Annotated in this window: 12 protein-coding genes; 5 read left to right on the top strand and 7 right to left on the bottom strand. The window is 73.0% G+C overall.

The window, feature by feature from the left end:
- Positions 1-56: 56 nt before the first annotated feature.
- Both ACZ61E_RS00290 and ACZ61E_RS00285 read left to right on the top strand, forming a co-directional pair.
- Positions 57-911 (top strand): phosphatidylinositol-specific phospholipase C/glycerophosphodiester phosphodiesterase family protein, encoded by an 855-nt coding sequence (locus ACZ61E_RS00290; protein WP_469696228.1) that lies wholly within the window; start codon positions 57-59, stop codon positions 909-911.
- A gap of 101 nt (positions 912-1012) precedes the next feature.
- Positions 1013-1207 (top strand): hypothetical protein, encoded by a 195-nt coding sequence (locus ACZ61E_RS00285; RefSeq protein ID WP_469696227.1) that lies wholly within the window; start codon positions 1013-1015, stop codon positions 1205-1207.
- 36 nt (positions 1208-1243) lie between these two features.
- On the opposite strand, the gene ACZ61E_RS00280 is transcribed toward ACZ61E_RS00285, so the two are convergent.
- Entirely contained in the window at positions 1244-1600 is a 357-nt protein-coding gene (locus tag ACZ61E_RS00280) for a DUF779 domain-containing protein (RefSeq protein WP_469696225.1), read from the bottom strand.
- Positions 1601-1795: 195 nt separating this feature from the next.
- Between ACZ61E_RS00280 and ACZ61E_RS00275 the strand changes: the two genes are divergently transcribed.
- On the top strand, positions 1796-2566 hold the full coding sequence (locus ACZ61E_RS00275; RefSeq protein WP_469696223.1) for an SGNH/GDSL hydrolase family protein: 771 nt from the start codon (positions 1796-1798) through the stop codon (positions 2564-2566).
- An 84-nt stretch (positions 2567-2650) separates the two neighbouring features.
- Here ACZ61E_RS00275 and ACZ61E_RS00270 read toward each other — a convergent pair whose 3' ends face one another.
- From ACZ61E_RS00270 to ACZ61E_RS00245, 6 genes are read right to left on the bottom strand one after another with little or no spacing between them, the layout of a single operon-like run.
- Positions 2651-4579: an ABC transporter ATP-binding protein gene (locus ACZ61E_RS00270; RefSeq protein ID WP_469696221.1), complete on the bottom strand. Its 1929-nt coding sequence runs from the start codon at positions 4577-4579 to the stop codon at positions 2651-2653.
- Between the two features lie 48 nt (positions 4580-4627).
- Positions 4628-5812: a glycosyltransferase gene (locus tag ACZ61E_RS00265; RefSeq protein ID WP_469696220.1), complete on the bottom strand. Its 1185-nt coding sequence runs from the start codon at positions 5810-5812 to the stop codon at positions 4628-4630.
- Complete coding sequence (locus ACZ61E_RS00260) at positions 5809-6621, bottom strand: alpha/beta fold hydrolase (RefSeq protein WP_469696219.1); 813 nt, start codon at positions 6619-6621, stop codon at positions 5809-5811. The genes ACZ61E_RS00265 and ACZ61E_RS00260 overlap by 4 nt, the downstream gene beginning before the upstream one ends.
- Positions 6622-6625: 4 nt before the next feature.
- Positions 6626-6937, bottom strand: coding sequence for an acyl carrier protein (locus ACZ61E_RS00255; RefSeq protein WP_469696217.1), 312 nt, complete (start codon positions 6935-6937; stop codon positions 6626-6628).
- The gene (locus ACZ61E_RS00250; RefSeq protein ID WP_469696215.1) at positions 6934-11478 is read right to left on the bottom strand and encodes a beta-ketoacyl synthase N-terminal-like domain-containing protein; all 4545 of its coding nucleotides are present in this window, start codon (positions 11476-11478) and stop codon (positions 6934-6936) included. The genes ACZ61E_RS00255 and ACZ61E_RS00250 overlap by 4 nt, the downstream gene beginning before the upstream one ends.
- Before the next feature lie 5 nt (positions 11479-11483).
- A complete protein-coding gene (locus ACZ61E_RS00245) occupies positions 11484-18431 on the bottom strand; it encodes an SDR family NAD(P)-dependent oxidoreductase (RefSeq protein ID WP_469696214.1) in 6948 nt (2315 codons plus the stop codon).
- Between the two features lie 626 nt (positions 18432-19057).
- On the opposite strand from ACZ61E_RS00245, the gene ACZ61E_RS00240 reads away from it, so the two are divergent.
- Together ACZ61E_RS00240 and ACZ61E_RS00235 are read left to right on the top strand one after the other, a co-directional pair.
- Complete coding sequence (locus tag ACZ61E_RS00240) at positions 19058-19723, top strand: RNA polymerase sigma factor (RefSeq protein ID WP_469696212.1); 666 nt, start codon at positions 19058-19060, stop codon at positions 19721-19723.
- Positions 19704-20339, top strand: a complete 636-nt coding sequence (locus ACZ61E_RS00235; protein ID WP_469696211.1) for a methylated-DNA--[protein]-cysteine S-methyltransferase — start codon at positions 19704-19706, stop codon at positions 20337-20339. Before ACZ61E_RS00240 ends, ACZ61E_RS00235 begins: the two co-directional genes overlap by 20 nt.
- Positions 20340-20439: the final 100 nt, after the last annotated feature.

Here is a 20439-nt window from a genome sequence, read left to right as displayed (position 1 = left end):
GGCGGCGGATACTCGCCCAGGCTCCAGTCGTCCGCCCCTCACACCCCGGAGGCATCATGGCCCTCACCACCCGACGCAGAGCGGTGACCACCCTCGCCGCCGCGTTCGCCGGAGCAGTCGCCGTCCCCTCGTACGCGCGGGCGACGGAGCGCGGCGGTCCCGCGCCGCTTCGACGCGCCCACGCGCACAACGACTACCTGCACGAGCGGCCCCTCCACGACGCGCTGTCGCACCGCTTCACCAGCGTCGAGGCCGATGTCTTCCTGGTCGACGGGGAGTTGCTGGTCGCCCACGAGCCGGAGACGCTCGACCCCACACGTACGCTCCGCTCGCTCTACCTCGACCCGCTGCGCGAGCGGGTGCGGGCCAACGGCGGGGCCGTCTACCGGGGCCACCACCGGCCGGTGCAACTGCTCATCGACATCAAGGCGGACGGCGCCGCCGCCTATCTGGAGCTCCACCGCCAACTGCGCGCCCACCGCTCGATGCTGAGCACCTACTCCCACGGCTCGGTGCGGTACGGAGCCGTCACCCCGGTCATCTCCGGCGACCGCGCCGCCCGCGTCCCGATGGAGGCGCAGCAGGTGCGCCACGCGTTCTACGACGGCCGGCTGGACGACCTCGGCAGCACGGCACGCGCCTCGTTCATCCCGCTCATCAGCAGCAACTGGACAACGAGCTTCACCTGGCAGGGAGTCGGCGCCTTCCCCGCCACCGAACGCGCCGAGCTGCACCGCATCGTCCGCGCCGCCCACCGGCGGGGACAGCGCGTCCGCTTCTGGGCCACCCCCGACCTCGCCGGGCCCGCCCGCGACGCCGTCTGGACCGAGCTGCTCGACGTGGGCGTCGACCACGTCAACACCGACGACCTCGCCGGCCTGGAGCGCTTCCTGACCGCGAACGACCGGTAGTCAACCCGTACGGCCTACACGCCAGTTGCCCGAACAGCCCCTCCGCTCCGCCAGACTGACGGCCGAATGCCGCAATTCCGGCGCGGCGGAGGAGGTTGACGATGGCCATTTCGATCTCACTGGTCCTGCTTCTGTTGCTACTGGCCGTGATCTTCGTGCGCAACGGCGGACTCAAGATGGGGCACGCGATCGTCTGCGTGCTGCTCGGGTTCTTCCTCGCGGGCACGAGCATGGCCCCCACGATCCAGGACGGGATCAACTCCACGGCGAACGTGGTGAGCAGCCTCCAGCCATGAGGAGACGCCCCGGGGACCGGCCATGATCGGCGGGGCTCAGGCCAGCCGTGAGCGGATGAGGAACCGCACCCCTTCCGGCGCCTCCAGCGAGAAGCCGCTGCCGCGTCCCTCCACGACGTCCACGATCAACCGGGTGTGCCGCCACGCCTCGTACTGGCTCACCGACATCCAGAACGGCACCGGCTCGGTGACGCCCTCCACCTCCAGGGACTGGAGCAGCACGTCCGAGTTCCCCGTACGGAACTCGCCGTCCGGGTAGCACATCGGCGCGCTGCCGTCACAGCAGCCGCCCGACTGGTGGAACATCAGCGGTCCGTGGTCCGCCCGCAGCCGCCGTATCAGATCGGCGGCCGCGGGTGTCACCTCCACGCGCGCGGTCTCCTCTTGACTCATCCCGCCAGTGAACAGGACGCAACGTTGCATGAAGGTTGCGTGCCTGACCGGCCGTCCCTGAAATGCCATCAGTTAATTTATGGCTACCTATTCCGCAGAGTGTCCGCCGGTGCTATTTATATAGAGTCCATGACCCCACTCATCGGAGAAGTATTCGTGCGCTCAAAAAGACCAATCATCGCCGCACTTCTGGCAATGGTCGTAGCCGCAACCATCGCCCCCACAGCGACCGCGGCCCCGAAGGCGGACGGTAAGTACGTCGCCATCGGCGACTCCTACGCCGTCGCTCCCGGTACGCGTACCTACGACAACCCCGACGACCCGTGCCGGCGCGGTCCGCTGACCTACCCCCGGCTCTGGGCCGCCCAGCACCCGTCCGTCGGTTTCGTCGAGGCATCGTGCTCCGGCGCCACCACGGCCGATGTCGCCAGCACCCAGATACCGCAGCTGACGGCGGACACCACACTGGTAACGGTGCAGGTCGGAGGCAACGACGTCGGTTTCGTCGATGTCCTGACCAACTGCATCCTGACGATCGACGACGCGGACTGCATCGCCGGCGTCGAGCTCGCGAAGCAGGCCGCGCAGGGCGCCCTGTCTCCCGCGCTCGCGCAGACCTATGGCGCGGTGCGGGCCGCCGCGCCGTCGGCCAAGGTCGTCGTCGTGGGCTACCCGCGCCTCTACAAGATCGGCGGGAACTGCGGAATCCTCGGTCTCAGCGACGCGGAGCGTGCGGCCATGAATTCAGCGGCCGACGTACTGAACGACATTATGTCGAGCCGGGCATCCGAGGCCGGATTCACCTTCCTCGACCCGCGCCCCTCATTCGACCAGCACGCGCTCTGCTCGGGCGGGTCGGAATGGGTGACGAGTCTGGAATGGGACAAGATCAATGAGTCCTACCACCCGAATGTGGAAGGACACAGGGACGGATATCTCGCGTCCCTGAACGCCATTACCGGCTGACTCGGTCGCACTGATCGAGAACGCTGAGAACGGCTGAGATAAGTGAGGGCATTCCGCTTCCGAGCGGAATGCCCTCACCGCTTCTCACCGGATCACCGGCACCGGCCCCCCGGCCGGGCCGCTGCCGGCGACCGGGGAGCCCGCGACCTCCGGGAGGTCGCCGGCACCGTTGTCACCGCCGTCGCCGACCAGCATCTGGGAGGCGGCGAGTTCGCGGTACAGCACATCGGCCTCGACCAGCTCCTCGTGCGTCCCCGTGCCACGGACCCGGCCGTGTTCGAGCACCACGATCTGCTCCGCCCCGGTCACCGTGGAGAGCCGGTGCGCGATCAGGATGACGGTGCAGCGCCGCGCCGCCTGCTCGACCGCCTCCCGCAGCGCCCGCTCGTTGCTGGCGTCGAGCTGCGCCGTCGCCTCGTCCAGCAGCAGAACCTCGGGACCGCGCAGCAGGGCGCGCGCGATGGCGAGCCGCTGCCGTTCACCGCCCGACAGCGCGACACCCCGGCTGCCGACCTCCGTGCGCAGCCCGTCCGGCAGCCGTTCGATCAGTGAGTCGAGCCGGGTCAGCCGCAGGACCTCCGCCACCTCCCCGGCCGACACGTCCGACGCCGCGTACGTGAGGTTGTCCTCGATCGTCCCCGCCATGACGGGTGACTCCTGCTCGACGTAGGAGATCCGGCGGCGCACCTCGGCGCGGGGCAGCGTGGCGATGTCCGCACCGCCGATCAGGATCCGGCCGGCCGAGGGCTCGTAGAACCGCTGGAGCAGGGCGAACATCGTGGTCTTGCCCGCTCCCGACAGACCCACCAGCGCGGTCTGGGTGCCACCGCGCACCGTGTACGAGACGCCGCGCAGCGCGGGGGACCGGTCCGGGTAGGAGAAGTGGACGTCCCGGAACTCGACCGGCGGCGCGTTCGTCCCGTCCCAACGGCCCCCGCCCGCACGCCCGTCACTGTCGGCTCCACCGTCACGATCGGTGTCGACGTCGTCCTCGATCGGCATCCGCCCGACCTGCTCGATGCGCCCCACCGCGCCCAGCCCCTGCTGAAGCATGCCGAGCCCCGCCACGAGCGAGCCGATCGGACTCGCCAGATAGAACACGTACAGCAGGAACGCGATGAGCGCCGAAGCCTCCAGGCCTCCCGAGGCGACCAGCGCGCCGCCCACCCCGAGCACGGCGAGGAACGCCGCCTGGATGGAGACACCCGACAGCACCTTGACCATCGCCACGTACCGCGCGCCGGTCAGTCCCGCCCGGTAGGCGCCGTCGACCGCCTCGCCCGCGCGCGCCGTCTCCCTGCCCTCGGCGCCGTTGGCCTTCACGGTCCTGGCCGCGCCCAGTGCCCGGTCCAGCGCCGCGCCGACGGAGCCGATCGACTCCTGCGAGCGGGCGACCGCCTCACGGATCCGGGGCAGGATGAGCACCATCACCAGCGTGACCGCCAGCAGCACCCCCACCGTCACTCCGAGCAGTCCCAGATGCACCAGCCCCATCAGCACCACGGCCCCCAGGATGCTGAGCACCCCGTTGGCGACCATCACCAGGCCCTCGGTCGCGGCGTTCTGCACGAGGGTGCTGTCGGAGGTGACACGGGAGATGAGGTCGCCCGGCGCGCGGCGGTCGAGCTCCGGCACCCGCAGCCGGATCAGCCGGAACACCAGGTCCCGGCGGATCTGCCGGACCACCCGCTCCGAGGTGCGCTGCTGCCACCAGGACTGGAGCCCGGTGAGCAGGGCACCGAGGACGACCAGCGCGGCCAGGAGCAGTACCGGCCCCATGACCCCGTCGCCGTCGGCCAGTCCGTCCAGTACGTGCTGCGCCACCAGCGGCTGTACGAGACCGGCCCCGCTCGCCGCGAGGAGGAGGAACAGGGTGGCGCACAGGACGAGCCGGTGCGGCCGGGCGTAACCCAGCAGGACCCGCAGGGGAGTTCTCCCCGACGGGTCGTCAGTGGCGCGGGTCCCGCCGGCGGGTCCGGCGGGGGATTCGGTGGGGGCGGATGCCGATGTCATGGGGGGTCCCGTGGTAGCGGTGGGGGAGTTCGGCGGGAGGCGGAGGGCTCAGCCGGACGCGGGGACGGGCGCGTGCCGTGCCGCGATCCGTTCGAGGTGGTCGGCGGCGGCCGACCTGCCGCCGGCCGCGCGCAGCGAGCGGCCGATGGACTCGGCGGCGGTCCGGTGGCCGCCGGTGTCGTCCAGCACGGTCCGGATCGCCGAGCCGAGCCGGGCGGCGTCCACGCGGCGGAAGCGGACACGCACACCGGCGCCCGCGTCGACCACCTGCCCGGCGACGATGGGCTGGTCGTCGCGGATCGGGGCGAGCACCAGCGGCAGGCCGTGCCACAGCGTCTCGCACACCGTGTTGTGCCCGGCGTGGCAGACGACGGCGTCGGCCCGTGCCAGCAGGTCGAGTTGGGGCACGTGCGGGCGCACGATCACCCCGGGCGGCACGGCTCCGAGGGTGCCGCCGGGATCGACCACGACCCCCTGCACACCGTCGCCGAGGGCGTCGAGCGCGGCCACCGCCTCGGTGAGGAAGCGACCCCCGGCGTCCGCGTTGGCCGTGCCGAGCGAGACGAGAACGAGGCGGCGGGCCGGGTCGAGCAGCTCCCAGGGGAAGTCCGGACCGCCCGCGCGGGGGGCGACGGCGGGGCCGACCAGATGGACGTGCCCGCCCGGCAGCGGCGTGTCGCCGACCAGCTCCCGTCCGGTGAACGCGATCACCCCGTGCGGTGAGAAGCGCGGGTCGCCCGACAGCGACGGATCGCCGACACGGGCCCGCAGCCCGCCGAGCAGACCGTCCAGCCAGGCACCGACCTTGGGCAACTCCGCCAGCGGGTCGACGAGTTCGGCCGAGGTGGTCGCGGATGTGACATGCACGATCCCGCGCCGTTCGGCGACCAGCGCGCCCGCGACGGCGTGCTGGTCGGTGAACACGGCGTCGGGCCGGAACGCGTCGATCGCCGCCTCGACACCGGGCGCCATCAGATCAGCGAGCGGGATGAAGAACTTCTCCCAGAGGTGCTGGAAGGCCGCGGGCCCCGCGAGGCCCGGGGGCCGGCTCAGCCCGCTGTCCGGCATGGCGCACTCGAACACCTCGGCCCCGGGGCCCGCGAGCGCCCGGATCTGATCGCCGTAGCCGGCCCACGCCACCTCATGGCCCCGGTGGAGCAGCTCACCGGCGACGGCGGCCAGCGGGTTGGTGTGCCCGACCAGTGGGGGGCCGACCAGCAGGAACCGTGTCACCGCACGGCCTCGGTCAGGGTGTGCTCCCGCACCCAGCGCAGGATCAGTTCCTGGGTCTCCTCGGTGCGCTCCACCAGCACCGAGTGGCCCTGGTCGGCCAGGACCACCGTGCGGCACGACATCAACTTGGCTTCCAGGTCCGGCACTTGCGCGCTCAGACCGGACTCGTCGCCGAAGATCGCCAGCACCGGGCAGCCGTCGAGGGCGTCGAGGCCGTCGTCGATGATCCGCCCGGCCGGGACGTCCTCGGCGAGGGTGGTCGTGGCCAGGATGCGGCTCGCTCCCCGGGACAGCCGGGCCGTGTGGGCGCCGTGGTTGGCCGAGATCCAGCCGATGACCTCCTCGCGGGCCAGCTGGCTCTTCGCGTCGCCGAGCCCGTCGGCCATGTGCCGGGTCCACTCGGCCACCGGCGGCTCCGACTCGATCATGGTGACGGTGGCGACCCGGTCGGGGTGCCAGGCGGCGAACGCGGTCGCGATCGTGCCGCCGAAGGAGTTGCCGACCACGTGCACCCGGCGCGTCTCGCCGAGCGCGTCGAGAACGCCGACGAGGTCCCCGACGAACGATTCGAGCCGGTAGCCCGTGGGCGGGCGTTCGCTGCGGCCGTGGCCCCGCAGGTCGTACATGATCACGTCGATGCCCGCCGCCGCGAACGCCGGTCCGAGCGTGAAGTAGTAGCTGGCCAGACTGTCCGTGAGCAGCCCGTGGACGAACACGACGACCGGCGGCTCGCCGCCGTCGGCCGGCGGGTTCGCCGCGGGCAGCCGCTGGACATGGGTGGTGATCTCCCCGGTGCGTATCTTCGCCATCGGATCAGACCTTCCCGTCGGCGTGCAGGGAGGCGGCGACGTAGTCGATCAGCTCGCCCACCGTGAGCGCGATGATCTCCTCCAGATCCAGATCGGCGATGAACAGGGCGAGGTTGACCCGGTCGCCGTAGTGCTCGCGCAGCGAACCGGCCAGGGTCACCAGATCGATGCTCTCCAGTTCGAGATCGTCGTGGAAGCTGGTCTCGCGCGTGATCTCCGCGTCGTCGAGACCGTCCTCCTCCAGCATCGTCCGCAGCATCGCGATGATGTCGCTCTGCACGGCCGCCGCCGTACCCGCGATCGTTTCGGTGGTCATGTCGGATCTCCTGTCTGGTCTGTCTCGTTGTGCTCGGTCGTCGTCCAGGCGACGACGTACCGCCGATCCGGCAGCCCCGGCGGATTGGCTGTCTCCTCCACACGCACCTCGTAGAGCCGGCCCCCGGCCATCACACGTACGCGCCGCTCGTCCGCGGACACCACCCGGAACTCCGCCGGGCGGCCCCGCAGACCCGTGCCGCGCGCCTTCGCGACGGCTTCCTTCGCGGTCCAGAACCGGGTGAACCAGAGCGCGCCGCTCCCCGGCGCACGCGCCACCAGCCCGTCGAGCAGGGCCAGTTCGCTGGTGTCGCACGAGGTCTCGACCGTGGCGCGCGGCCGGTCCGCGATCTCCTCGACGTCGATGCCACAGCTCCCGCGTGCGGCGACGGCCACCCCCGTCTCGCGGCGGTGCGCGATCGAGACCGTCAGTCCGCCCAGCTCACGGCCGTGTACCCCCTCGGCCACCGGGCGCCCCGTCCCGTCGTTGCGTACGGCGATCTCGGCCGGATAGATCTCGCCCGCGCCCTCCCGCCACAGCAGCCCGCGCACCGCGTCCTTGGCCGCGATGCGCCCCAGGAGCCACTGGCGGCGGTGCACCGGCGGAAGTTCGTCGTAACGGGCCCGCTCGGTGCTGCCGAGCATGTTGCGCATGATCAGCTCACGCGTCGCGAGATCCGGCCAGCGCTCGTGGACCATCGTCCAGCCGCCCGGCCGCTCCGTGGACAGGGTGTTGTCGCCCGGAAAACGGTCCACCGCACGGATGTTGGCGTCCGTGTCGAAACGCCGGTCCTGCCAGCCCGTGAACTCGGCCCACACGGCGCCGTCCTGACCGATCAGCTGCATGTCGGCCGTGAGCGTGAGATCGGTGACCTCGGTGATGCGGATCAGGCAGGTCAGCCGCTCGCCCGGCCCCGGGTGCGGCCCGTGGAAACGGATGCGCTCCATACGGACCGGGAAGACGGTCGTGCGCTCGGTGAGCGTCGCCATGATCCAGTAACCGAGCAGCTGGCCGACGTTGTCGAGCAGGGCGCCCGGAGCCGCGGGAGTGGTCAGCACACCCCGCACCCACCGGTCGCCGACCCCCGACAGCTCGCTGACGCCCTGGAAACGCGGTCCGTGGAACATCCACCGCTCGTCGTAGAGCTGCCGGGCCTTCAGTTCGGGCACCCGTTCGGCGGAGGTGTCCACCGGCCATGGCACGGACGGCGCGGGGTACGCGGCGGCCAGTTCGACCACCGCGCGCGAGTAGCCGGTGAGCGACACCTCGACCCGGTCCGCCGCCAGTCGCCGCACCTCCACCGGCACGTCGGCGGCGGGCATCGCCTCGATCCACTTCAGCAGGCGCACGTCGTGGACCGCCACCGCGCGGGTGCCCGGCACGACGCGTTCGGCGATCCCCATCAGATGACCGATGACGGTGGTCGCGGGGACGATCGGCCAGCGGTCGCCCTCGTCGGGCCAGCCGGGACGCTGCCGGAAGAAACAGTGGTCCAGCAGGTACGGCATCGTGGCGACGTCCACCCGCAGCGAGGCCGGCACGGCGGGAGGCGCCGGGGCCGGGGCCGGCGGCGCCGGCCACGCCGGAAGTCCGGCCCGCCCCGCGCGACGTGCCGCGATCAGCTCGTCCGCGACGGCCGCCGTGTCGTTCATCAGCGCCGACAGCTCCGCGGCGATCGGGAACCCGGCACCGTCCCGGCCGAGCGCCTCCAGCCGTGCCAGCGCGCCGCCGTCACCGAGGGAGCGGGCGGCCGGGGGATGGCCGATGCTGTCGGCGAGGAGCTTTCTGGCCTGCTCGGGCAGGGACACCAGCGCCCCGCCGAGGTCCAGCCGCACGCCGGGCCGTCCGCGCCCCGCGCCCGCCGGAGCCGCCGCCCCGGTGGCGGGGGAACCGGTCCCGAGCAGCGGGCCCGCGTCCGGAGCCGCGCCCTCCACCCACAGTGCGGTGACGACCCGGCGCAGCTGCGCCAGACCGTCGCGCGCCGAGGAGTGCGCGGAGACCACCAGCCGGTCCCTGCCCGCCAGCGTGTCGTCGATCAGCGAGCCGAGCTGACCGGCGCCGAGCTGGATGAACGCGCGGTGACCCGCGTCGTGCATCGCCGTGACCAACTGCCGGAACCGCACCGGTTCGAGCAGATGCCGGACGAACAACTCCCGTACCGCCGCCGGGTCCCCGGGGTAGCGGGCGGCGGTCGTCGCCGACCAGACCGGCGTCGACTGCGGATGCAGCGTGTACGTCTCGGCGGCCCGCCTGATCGGGTCCAGGAACGGGGCGAGCATCGGGGTGTGGAAGCCGGAACGGAACGGCAGCACCTGCCCGATCACGCCCTCGGTCCGGAACCGGTGGACCAGTTCGCCGACCGCCTCCTGCGGACCACAGATCATCGACTGGTTCGGCGCGTTGTCGTGCGACAGCACGACGTCGTCGCGGCCCGCCAGCGCGGCGAGCACCCGGTCGGCCGGCATTCCGAGCACGGCGAAGGCCGCACCGGGCACCCGCAGCGCGTCCGGGTCGAACCCCGCGAGGAACGTGTCGACCTCGTCGGAGGCGTGGATCCCGCCGCACGCCATCGCCGTCCACTCACCGACGCTGTGCCCCGCGACCGAGTCCGGCACCACCGACAGCCGGCGCAGCGCCGTGTCGAGGAGCCGCCCGAGCTGGAACACCGCCGTGCCGTGCCGGCCCACATCGCCCACCCTGGCGTCCTGCCCCGGCGACCATGTCAGCCCGAACCGCTCGGCCAGCGAGTCCACCCGGGCCTCGAACTCCGCTTCGAGACCGGGGAAGACGAAAGCCGTCGTGCCGCCGCCGGGCCCGAGCAGCGGACGCGGGCTGAACCACACGTCGCTTCGCCCGCGCCAGGCCGCGCCCTTGGTGACCGCCTTCCTGGCCAGCTTCAGCCTGCGGGCCGTCGGGTCGACGATGCCCAGCCTGACCGGCCCGTCCGCGGTGTCGCGCTCGTCCAGACCGGCCGCCAGGACCGCCGAGTCGTCCGCGTCCAGCAGCGCCGCCAGCGACTCCCGGTCGGAAGCCGCCAGCCGCAGCACCCGCTCCGGCTCGGTGACGGTCGCCGTCGCCCGCGCCGTACGCCGGCCGACCGCTACGCCCCCACCGGCCGGGCCCGGTACGGAGGCGGCCGGCGCCGCCTGCTCCAGCACCACATGCGCGTTGATCCCGCCGAAACCGAACGCGTTCACACCCGCGCGCCTCGGCGCGCCCGTGCCCGGGTCCTCCCACGGCGCGGACCGCGCCAGCGGGGCGAACCTCGTCGCCTCCAGGGCGGGATTCGGCTCGTCGCAGTGCAGCGTCGGCGGCAGCACTCCGTGATGGAGCGCGAGCGCCGCCTTGATCAGACCCGCGACACCCGCCGCGGGCATCGTGTGGCCGATCATCGACTTGACCGAACCGATCGCGGCACGCGCGCCCACGGCCGGGCCGAACACCTCGGCCAGCGTGGTCAGTTCGGCGCGGTCGCCGGCCGGTGTCGCCGTACCGTGCGCCTCCAGCAGACCGATCGCGTCGGCCGCCCGCGGATCGAGACCCGCCGCGTCCCACGCCTGCCGTACGGCACGGACCTGCCCGCCCGGATCGGGATTGAACAGACTCGCCGAACGCCCGTCACTGGCCACCCCGGTACCGGAGACCACCGCGTACACCCGGTCGCCGTCACGTTCGGCGTCCGCCAGCCGCTTGAGCACCACGATGCCCGTGCCCTCGCCGATGAGCACACCGTCCGCGCCCTGGTGCAGCGGACGGATGCGCTCACTCGGCGACAGCGCGCCGAGCTGGCTGAACACACTCCACAGCGTGATGTCGTGGCAGTGGTGCACCCCGCCCGCGAGCATCACGTCGCAGCGGCCACTGGCCAGTTCGCGTACGGCGTGGTCGACGGCCACCAGCGACGAGGCGCACGCGGCGTCGACCGTGTACGCCGGGCCGCGCAGATCGAGCCGGTTGGCCACCCGGGAGGCGGCGAGGTTCGGCACCAGCCCGATCGCCGACTCCGGCTGCTCCGGGCCCAGTTGACCGGCGAACGCCGAACGCACCTCCTCCAGACGGTCGTCGTCCAGCTCGGGGGCCAGCTCGCGCAGGGTGCGCACCAACTGGTGTGTCGTCCGCACCCGCTGGTCCAGTCGCACCAGACCCGGCGTCAGATAGCCGCCCCTGCCCAGCACGATCCCCGCCCGCTGCCGGTCCGCCGGCAGCACCGGCTCGCCCCCCGCGTCCGCGATCGACTGATGGGCCACGTCCAGCGCGATGAGCTGGTCCGGCTCCGTCCCCGCGACCGACGTCGGCATGATGCCGAACCGTGTCACGTTGAACTCGGCGCTCTGGTCGACGAATCCGCCCCGGCGGCAGTACACCCGGTCGCTGCGCGGAGGCCCGCCCGGCTCGTAGAACTCCTCGTCCCAGCGGCCCTCGGGGACCTCGGTGATCGAGTCGACGCCGTTGACGATGTTGTGCCAGTAACTCTCCAGGTTGTTGGCGCCCGGGAAGTACACGGCCATGCCGACGACGGCGACCGGTGTGCGGGAGTCCACCGGTGTCACCAGCCCGACGCGGTGTAGACGGCCGCGTGCACCTGGGGCGCGCCCCAGGCGAGTTCACGCAGCAGGCTCAGGGGCCCCTCCTCGGGGTCGATGAGCTTGATCCCCCGTGCGGCGTAGTTACGCATCAGCGCCGGGGTGACCATGCCGCCGTTGGTCTCGGCGGCGGCCCACGGGCCCCAGTGCACGGTCAGACCGCGCCGCTCGTCCGTCGACCAGCGGCGGCCCAGCTCCTCCAGCGCGTCGTTGGCCGCCGCGTAGTCGGACTGGCCGCGGTTGCCGAGCGCCGCGGCGATGCTGCCGAACAGCACCGCGAAACGCGGGCCGCGCGGCAGTACGTCGACCGCGTCGAGCACGGCGCGCGCCCCGTCGACCTTCGTGGAGAACACCCGGCCGAAGGACTCCGCCGACTTCTCGGCCAGCAGTTTGTCCTCGATGACCCCGGCCGCGTACACGAGACCGTCGAGCCGGCCGTGCTCGGCGTAGATGTCCTTGACGGTGGTCCGTACGACCTCCGTGTCCAGCACGTCCACGCAGTGGTAGCGCACCTCGCTCCCGAGCGCCCGCAGGGCCTCGACGGTGGCGCGCACCTCGCGTTCCGCGAGCACCGCCCCGACCAGGCGCTCCACCTCACCGGGATTGGTCAGACCGGTGGCCAGGAACGCCGCCCGCAGACCGTCACGGTCGGCGGCTCCGGCCGTGGCCGGGTCCTCGGCCGCAGCGGGCACCGGGGTCCTGCCCATGAGTTCGATACGGCACCGGCTCGCCGAGGCGATCGTGCGGGCGAAGCGCGCGGTGATCCCGCGTGCGCCGCCGACCAGCAGGACGACCGACTCCCGGTCGAGGCCCGCGGCCTCCGCCTCCGCCCGGCCCTCGCCCGCCGGGCCCGCGCCGGTGGCGGCCAGCGCGCCCAGGTCGGTCGGGGCCAGCCGCAGGGCGCGGCGCGCGGCGCCGTCGCTGAGGACGACCGGTTCCCGGTCCGTGGCGGCCAGCTCCGTGGCGACGGCGGCGGACACCGCGTCGGCGGTGGCGTCCGCCGCCACCTCGACGAGGGTCGTCCTCATGTCGGGGTACTCACGGGCGACACTGCGGAAGAATCCGCGCAGACCGCTGGCCGCGCCCTCGGTCCTGCGCTCGACCGCGAGGAGTGTGCCGGGCCCGCTCGCGAGCGCCGCCTGGAACAGCGGGAGAGCCGTCGGGAACGGCGGCTCCGCCGCGTCCAGCGTGTCCAGCACGACGACGGCGTCGGCGGTCTCCGTCGGCAGTTCACCGGCGGGTACGAGCACCGGCGAGGCACCGGCGGCGCGCAGCCGCTCGGCCAGCGCGGACGCCGGCTCGCCGCCGCCGAGGAGCAGTACGCGGGCCCCGGCGGCGATCGTGCCGGTCACCTCGTCCAGCGGAGTCTCGGTGAACTCCAGCCGCTGCGGCGCCAGGATCTCCGCCTCGGCCGCCTCGTCCGGCGCCGGGGCCGTCTCCACCACGGGCGGGGCGTCCCCGCCGGCGGGCGCGTCGGAACCGGTGAGCCGCTCGACGAGCAGACCGGTGATGCCGGCCGCGGTGCGCGCGGTGCTGAGCCCGTCCAGCTCGCCGCTCGCGTCGACGGGCAGGCCGAGGCGTACGGCCAGTTCACCCGCGATCTCGGCGCGCTTGATGGAGTCGACGCTCAGGTCCGCCTCCAGATCGAGCTCGGGCTCGATCATCTCGACCGGGTAGCCGGTGCGGTCCGCCACCACGGTCAGTACGGCGGCGAGCACCGACTCCGGGTCCGTCGGCGACGAGGCGGTCTCGGCCGCCGCGACGGTCTCGGGAGCCGGCCCGGTGCCGTTCGCCGTGGTGGGGCCCGCCGCCGCGGTGGGGGACACGGCGGCGGGCAGTGTGAGGACCGGCTGTGCGGCCGGTGCGGCGACGGCCGCGGGCTGCCAGGTGACGGCGGGAGGGGCGGAGACCGCGGCCGGTGCGCCCGGACCACCGAGGTAGGTCATCAGGACGTCGCGCTGGGCGGCGACCAGATCGCGGCTGGTGCGCAGGAACTCGGCGATGAGGGCGTCCGGCGCGCTGTGGGGGGCGTGGGGGGAGTGGTTCTCCGGCACGATCAGCTCCGTAACGGGTCGGGCGGGGTGCAGGGCGTGGGGGGGAATGGTGCCGTCGGCGAGACGGACGAGCTGACCGTCCACGGTCCAGCCGGGAGCCCGCTCGGCGACGGCCGTCTCCGGATCGACCGCGTCCCGGCCCCGGAAGAGCCTGCCGGTGCGGACATCGGCCCCGCTCACGGCGAGTTGGGCCAGGGCGGTGAGGAAGCCGGACAGTCCGCCGCCCCGCCCGCCGTCGAGCGGAACCGTGCGGTGGGGACGGTCACCGAGTACGGCCGAGACCAGCCTGCTGAGCACCCGGCCGGGACCGACCTCGGCGAAGACCCGGGCACCGGCCTCGTACATGGCCTCGATCTGCTCGGCGAACCTGACCGGCGAGCCGATCTGGGCGGCGAGTCCCGCCCGCACCCCGGCGGGGTCCGCCGGATAGGGCTCGGCCGTGCGGTTGGCCCACACGTCGAACGCGGGCGGATAGACGGTCAGTTCGCCGAGCCGCTCGGCGAAGGCGTCGCCCGCGCCGGCCAGCAGCGGACTGTGGAAGGCGCACGCCACCTGGAGCGGTTTGACGGAGTGTCCGGCGTCCCGCAGGCGTGCGACCGCCGCGGCCACCTGCTCGGTCGGCCCCGAAATGACGGTCTGGGTGGGCGAGTTACGGTTCGCGGCCACCACCTCACCGGCGAGCCCGGCCAGCCGCAGCACCTCGTCCACCTGCTCGGGCGACGCCGTGACGGCGGCCATCGTGCCGGGGTCACCGCCCGCCGTCCGGGACAGGATCGCCTCGGCGCGCTCGGCGCTCGCCGTGATGACGTCCCGCGGGGAGAGCGCACCGGCCACCCCGAGGGCGACCAGTTCGCCGTAGCTGTGCCCCGCCGCCATGGCCGGCCGTACGCCGACGGAGGCGAGCAGCTCGGCGGCGGCGAGTTCGACCACGCCCAGCGCGGGCTGGGCGACGGCCGTGTCGGTGATACGGGCCAGCTGGTCCGCCTTGCCCTCCTCGCCGAACGCGGTCGGCGGGTGGAGTACGCCGGCCCAGCGCGCGCCGAGCTGAAGGTGGCGCTGCAACTCGGGGAAGGCGACGAAGAGTTCGGCGAGCATGCCCGGACGCTGGCTGCCCTGACCGGGGAACAGGAAGGCCAGCTTCCCGTCGCCGGTGCCGTCCGCCCGGTCCGTCCCGGCGGTTTCGGCGGACTCGGCCGCGTGGATCCCCGCCTCGGGCGCGTGCTCGCCCTCGGCGGCGCGGCGCAGCAGTCCGGGCAGCTCGGTGAGGCTGTCCGCCACCACCGCGATCCATACACGCTCACCACGCACCGCGGCCCGGTCGCTCCGCTGTGCGGCGCTACGCGCGTAGTCGCGCAGCCGCCACCTGCCACCCTTGGCGAGGAGGTCCTGAAGGGCCCGGACGGACCGCCGGGCGGCCTCGGCGTCCTGGCCCCGGAACGTGAAGAGTTCGGCCGGCCAGGTGTCCAGCGAGTGCGCGGGTGGCGCCTGGGTGTACGCGCGTAGAACGGCGTGGAAGTTGGTGCCGCCGAATCCGAAGGCGCTGACTCCCGCGACGCGGTCCGCCGGCTCCGCCGCCCACGGGGTCGCCTTCGTGTGGAAGACGAACGGGCTGCTCTCCGACTTCCAGGCGGCGTTGGGCTCCTTCAGATGCAGGGTCGGCGGCTTCACGCCGTGGTACAGCGCCAGTGTCACCTTGATCAGTCCGGCGAGACCCGCGGCGCACTTGGTGTGCCCGATCTGGGACTTGACCGAGCCGATCGCGCAGCCGGCCACCTCCGCGCCCGCCTCGGTGAACACCTCGGTGAGCGTGCCGAGTTCGGTACGGTCACCGACGACGGTGCCGGTGCCGTGCGCCTCGACGAGCCCCACATCGGCCGGCGAGACACCGGCGTTGCGGTAGGCGCGGGTCAGGGCGGCGTGCTGGCCCTCCGGGCGGGGCGCGGTCAGACCGAGCGCGCGGCCGTCGCTGGCGCTGCCCACCCCGTCGATCACCGCGTACACGCGGTCGCCGTCGCGCTCCGCGTCCGCGAGACGCTTCAGCACCACGCACGCGACGCCCTCGCCGAGCGCGATCCCGTCGGCGGCGGCGTCGAAGGTGGCCGAGCGACCGGTGGGGGAGAGCGCGTGGACGGAGGAGAACAGCAGATAGTCGTTGATGCCGTTGTGCAGGTCGGCGCCGCCGCACAGCACCATGTCGCTGGTGCCCGCGACGAGTTCCTTGCAGGCGACGTCCACGGCCGTGAGCGAGGAGGCGCACGCGGCGTCGACGGTGTAGTTGGCACCGCCGAGGTCGAGCCGGTTGGCGACGCGTCCCGCGATGACGTTGGCGAGCATCCCGGGGAAGGAGTCCTCGGTGAGCCGCGGCAGTTGCTCGTCGAGCGCGGGCGGGATCTCACCGATGTAGCCGGGCAGCACCGTACGCAGCGTCGTCGCGTTGGACAGGTCACTGCCCGCCTCGGCGCCGAACACCACGGACGTACGGGCGTGGTCGGTGCCCTTCGCGTCGTACCCCGCGTCGGCGAGCGCGCGCCGCGCGGCCTCCAGCGCGAGGAGCTGAACCGGTTCGACAGCGGCGAGAGAGGCCGGCGGAATGCCGTAGCGCAGCGGGTCGAACGGGATCTCCGGCAGGAAGCCGCCCCAGCGTGAGGGGGTGCGCTCGCCGTCGCCGTCGGGCGCGTAGTAGCGCTCCTGGTCCCAGCGCTGGGCCGGTACCTCGGTGACACAGTCCTTGCCCGCGAGGATGTTGGCCCAGAAGTCCGCCAGGTCGGGCGCGCCGGGGAACATGCCCGCCATGCCGACCACGGCGACCCGCAGCGGCTCGGGGGCCGGCTGCTCGTCGGTCGCGCCGATGCCGAGCGGACCGCGCAGTTCACCGGCCCTGACCCGCAGCCGGGCCGCCGCGCCCGAGGTCACCGAGTCGTGCAGCGCGGCGACGGTGGTGACCGCGTCCCGCAGGACCACGACCTCCCCGGCCATGAACATGCCCTCGTCGGCCTGCCGGGTCTCGTCCACGGCGAGCAGCTCGTCGCCGACGCGCTCGATGCCCTTGCTGGCGAGCCGCAGCCGGCCGACGTTGAACCGCTCCAGCCGCTCCCAGATCTCCCGGTCGGGCACGCCCTGTGCGCGCAGCTCGTCCTTGAGGGCGGTGAAGTCCTCGCTGATGGCGCTGCGCGCGCACCGGGTGGCGTGACCCGGCGCCGTCTCCAGCAGATCGGTCCGCTCGGCGTCCAGGATCCGCCGCTGGAAGAGCGGCTGGATGGCGCCGCCGCCCACCGCCTCCTCGGTGAACAGATAGGCCGTGCCCATCAGTACGCCGAACGCGACACCGGCCCGCGTCAGCGGGGCCGCGAGCGCGGCGGCCATCGCCGCCGACCGCTCGTCGTGGATACCGCCGGCGAAGAGCACGGTCAGCTCGGCTGCCGACCCCTCACCGTGCCCGGCGTCCGACCCGGCCCCGGCGAGGAATTCGAGCAGGACCTCGGTCTGCGCCTCCCACAGGGGGAAGCTGTTGCGCGGACCGACATGGCCGCCGCACTCGGCGCCCTCGAAGATGAACCTGCGCGCGCCCGCCGCCAGGAACTGCCGCAGCAGCCCGGGGGAAGGCACATGCAGGAAGGTGGTGATGCCCTCCGCCTCCAGCGCGGCGGCCTGGGCCGGCCTGCCGCCCGCGACGATCGCGTGCGTGGGCCGCAACTCCCGTACGACGTCGAGTTGCGCGGCCTTGATCTCCTCGTCGGCGAAACCGAGAATCCCCACGCCCCACTTGGCGTCGCCGAGCGCGTCGCGGGTGCGCCGCAGCATCGAGCGGGTCCGGTCGGCGTTGGCCAGGGCCAGCGCGAGGAACGGCAGAGCGCCGTCGGCCGCGACCGCCGCCGCGAAGGCGGGCTCGTCGCTGACGCGCGTCATCGGGCCCTGGGCGATGGGCAGCCGGGTGCCGAGTGCGCGCGCCCCGGCCGAACCGGCGGCCAGCGCGGCGGCCGGCGCGTCGTCGGCGAAGGCGTCCGCCATGGCGGACGCGATACCGCGAACCGCCTCGGCCACCGTGGACCAGCGTCCGGCGAAGGAGGCCGCGAGGAACGCGTCCTGGCCGAGGGGGACGAACTGGGTACGGAGATCGTCCGTACCGATCCGGGCGGCGAACTCGGCCTTGTCCGAGGGGAGTTCGGGGACGCCGGGGCCACGGCGGCGCAGTACGCGCGTCCCGTGGTGGAGCACGGTCTCCGAGCCGTCGAGCCCGGCCAGCACGCCGGCGAGTTCGGTCGGCAGCCCCGCCTCGTCGAACAGCGCGAGCTGGGTGTCGAGTACGACACCGGCCGCGCCGCCGGCGACGGTCGCCGCCGCGGTGTGCGGGCCGATGCCGCCGCAGGCCCAGACGGGCAGATCCAGAGCCGGTTCGGCGAGCACCTGCTGGAGCAGGACGAAGGTGCTCAGCTCGCCCGCGCGTCCGCCGCTCTCCGAGCCGCGCACGATCAGCCCGGCCGCACCGGACTCGGCGGCACTCAACGCCTCCGCCAGAGAGGTGACCTCGGCCAGCACGCGGCGGCCGGCGAACTCGGCGGGTGACCGCGCGGGGTCGGCGAGCAGCACCGTGTCCACGAGTTCGGGCAGCTCGGCGGCGGTCGCGGAACAGCCCTCCCGTACGCGGACGCCGAACGGCGCGGACGACCAGCGACAGGTGCGGTCGAGCAGGTCGACCGTCTCGCGGGGGTCCTCGACAGGGAGTTCGAGGACGCCGATGGCGCCGGCCGCCGCGGCCGTGGCTGTCAGTCGTGGGGACGGCCGTTGAAGAGGGTTGATCACGATGACCGAATGCGGCAGGGAAAAGTCGTTGGACCAGGAAGGTCCTGGAGTCCGCATGAACTCTCCAGTTGCGGGGGGCAGTTGTGGGGATTGGCAGTTAAGTGGCCGCGCTTCCCCAGAGTCAACCGATCGCAGAGAGTCACCATCCCCATTTTTCGAATGTCTGTGCGACTTTGTCGTCCGCCGGATTCCGGCAGGCGGAGGGTTGGGAGGCGTTTTTCATGTGCGTCATCCGTGGATCATGTCGTTGATATCGACCCGACACGCTCCTGGAACGTTCGACCCGTGTCGCCGTCCGATGCTGTGCTCCAGATCACAATAACTTTCTCGATGGGTGTCCGGTTCCGGCCTTATGGCTACGCAGCGTGAGAAATTCCCCGTGCAAGGGCCCGATGACCTCCGAGTTTCGGTTTCGCCAGTTCAGCGCCGTGAAAGGGGTGGTGGGAGCGCTTCTGGAAACCATCTTTCGCAGCGTTCCAACACTCAATGTCCACGGAGAGACAAAAGTTTGGCGACGGAGCGCAGCCGAGAACCACCCCGGCACACCGCGCCGGGGCCGGTGCTCCACCCGTGAAGGCGGCCAGGCTCTTGCGGGCGCGGCTCACCCCCACGCCGGACGCCGGGCGTCGCGCCGACTGCGACCTCACGTTCCGGAGGGCCCGGACGTCTACAGAATGATGGACATGAAGCAGCCTTTCGAGCGGGTGGTCGAGGAGCACGCGGACACCGTGCTCCGCGTGTGCCGGGCGGTGGTCGGAGTCCACGACGCGGACGACGCGTGGTCGGAGACGTTCCTCGCGGCGCTGCGCGCCTACCCGGACCTGCCGGAGGGCGCCGACGTGGAGGCGTGGCTCGTGACCATCGCCCACCGCAAGGCCATCGACCTGACCCGCGCCGGTCGGCGGCGCGCGGTCCCGCTGGCGGACCTGCCCGAGCGGCCGTCGACCGTCGGATTGCCGGGCGGGACCGACCACGACCTGTGGCGGGCCGTCGGGGCACTGCCCGCGAAACAGCGGCAGGCGGTGGCTTACCACCACTTCGCCGGAGTGCCCTACCGGGAGGTCGCGGAGATCGTCGGCGGCACCCCGGAGGCCGCACGGCGTGCCGCCTCCGACGGCATCAGGGCCCTGAGAGCCACCCTCGCCGAACCGGACCGGGCCACGCCCACGGACGCGGCCCCCCACCCGGACACCGGCACCGACACCGACACGGCCTCGGGCACGGGCGCCGACACCGACACGGCCTCGGGCACGGGCGCCGACGCCGGGACCGGCGGCGCCCGCCGGCAGCCCGAGCCCGACAGAACGCGAAGCCGAAAGGAGCGACACCGTGCACGACACCACCGGTGACCCGGACCTCTCCCCCCTCCTCGCCCGCGCCGCCGCGGACCCCGGAACCCTGGCCCGGCTGCACACCAGGCTGGAGGAAGCGGCAGGCCGCGACGGTCTGCTCGACGTCGCGTACACCGTCGTCGACAGCCCCGTCGGCCGCCTGCTGCTCGCCGCGACCGAGAAGGGCCTCGTCCGTGTGGCCTTCCACAACCAGGACCACGACGAGGTCCTCGACGCCCTCGCCACGACACTGAGCCCCCGCGTGCTGCGCGCCCCCGAACGCCTCGACGACGTCGCCCGCGAACTCGACCAGTACTTCGCCGGCGCGCGCAGGACGTTCGGCCTCCCCCTCGACCTGTCGCTGTCCCGCGGCTTCCGGCAGCTGGTGCAGCGGCACCTCCCGGAGATCGCCTACGGACGCACGCAGAGCTACGCGGAGGTCGCGCGTCTGGTCGGGAACCCGAAGGCGGTCCGCGCGGTCGGCACGGCCTGCGCCACCAACCCGATCCCCGTCGTCGTCCCCTGCCACCGGGTGCTGCGCAGCGACGGAACGCTCGGGGGGTACGCGGGCGGTCCCGCGGCCAAGTCCGTCCTGCTGGAGCTGGAGGCCGCTGCCCGGGGCACCGGAGGGTGAGCGGTGCGGCGGAAGCCGTGGCCGCGTTCGGCCATGAGATTGGCCGAGTCCGACTACCCGCTGGCCGAGTCCGGTTACCCGCTTGACCGGGTCCGGCCGA

Source organism: Streptomyces sp. NPDC104581, assembly GCF_055583685.1.
The sequence above is the reverse complement of the archived record's forward strand: the minus strand, read 5'-3'. Positions and strand labels throughout refer to the sequence as shown.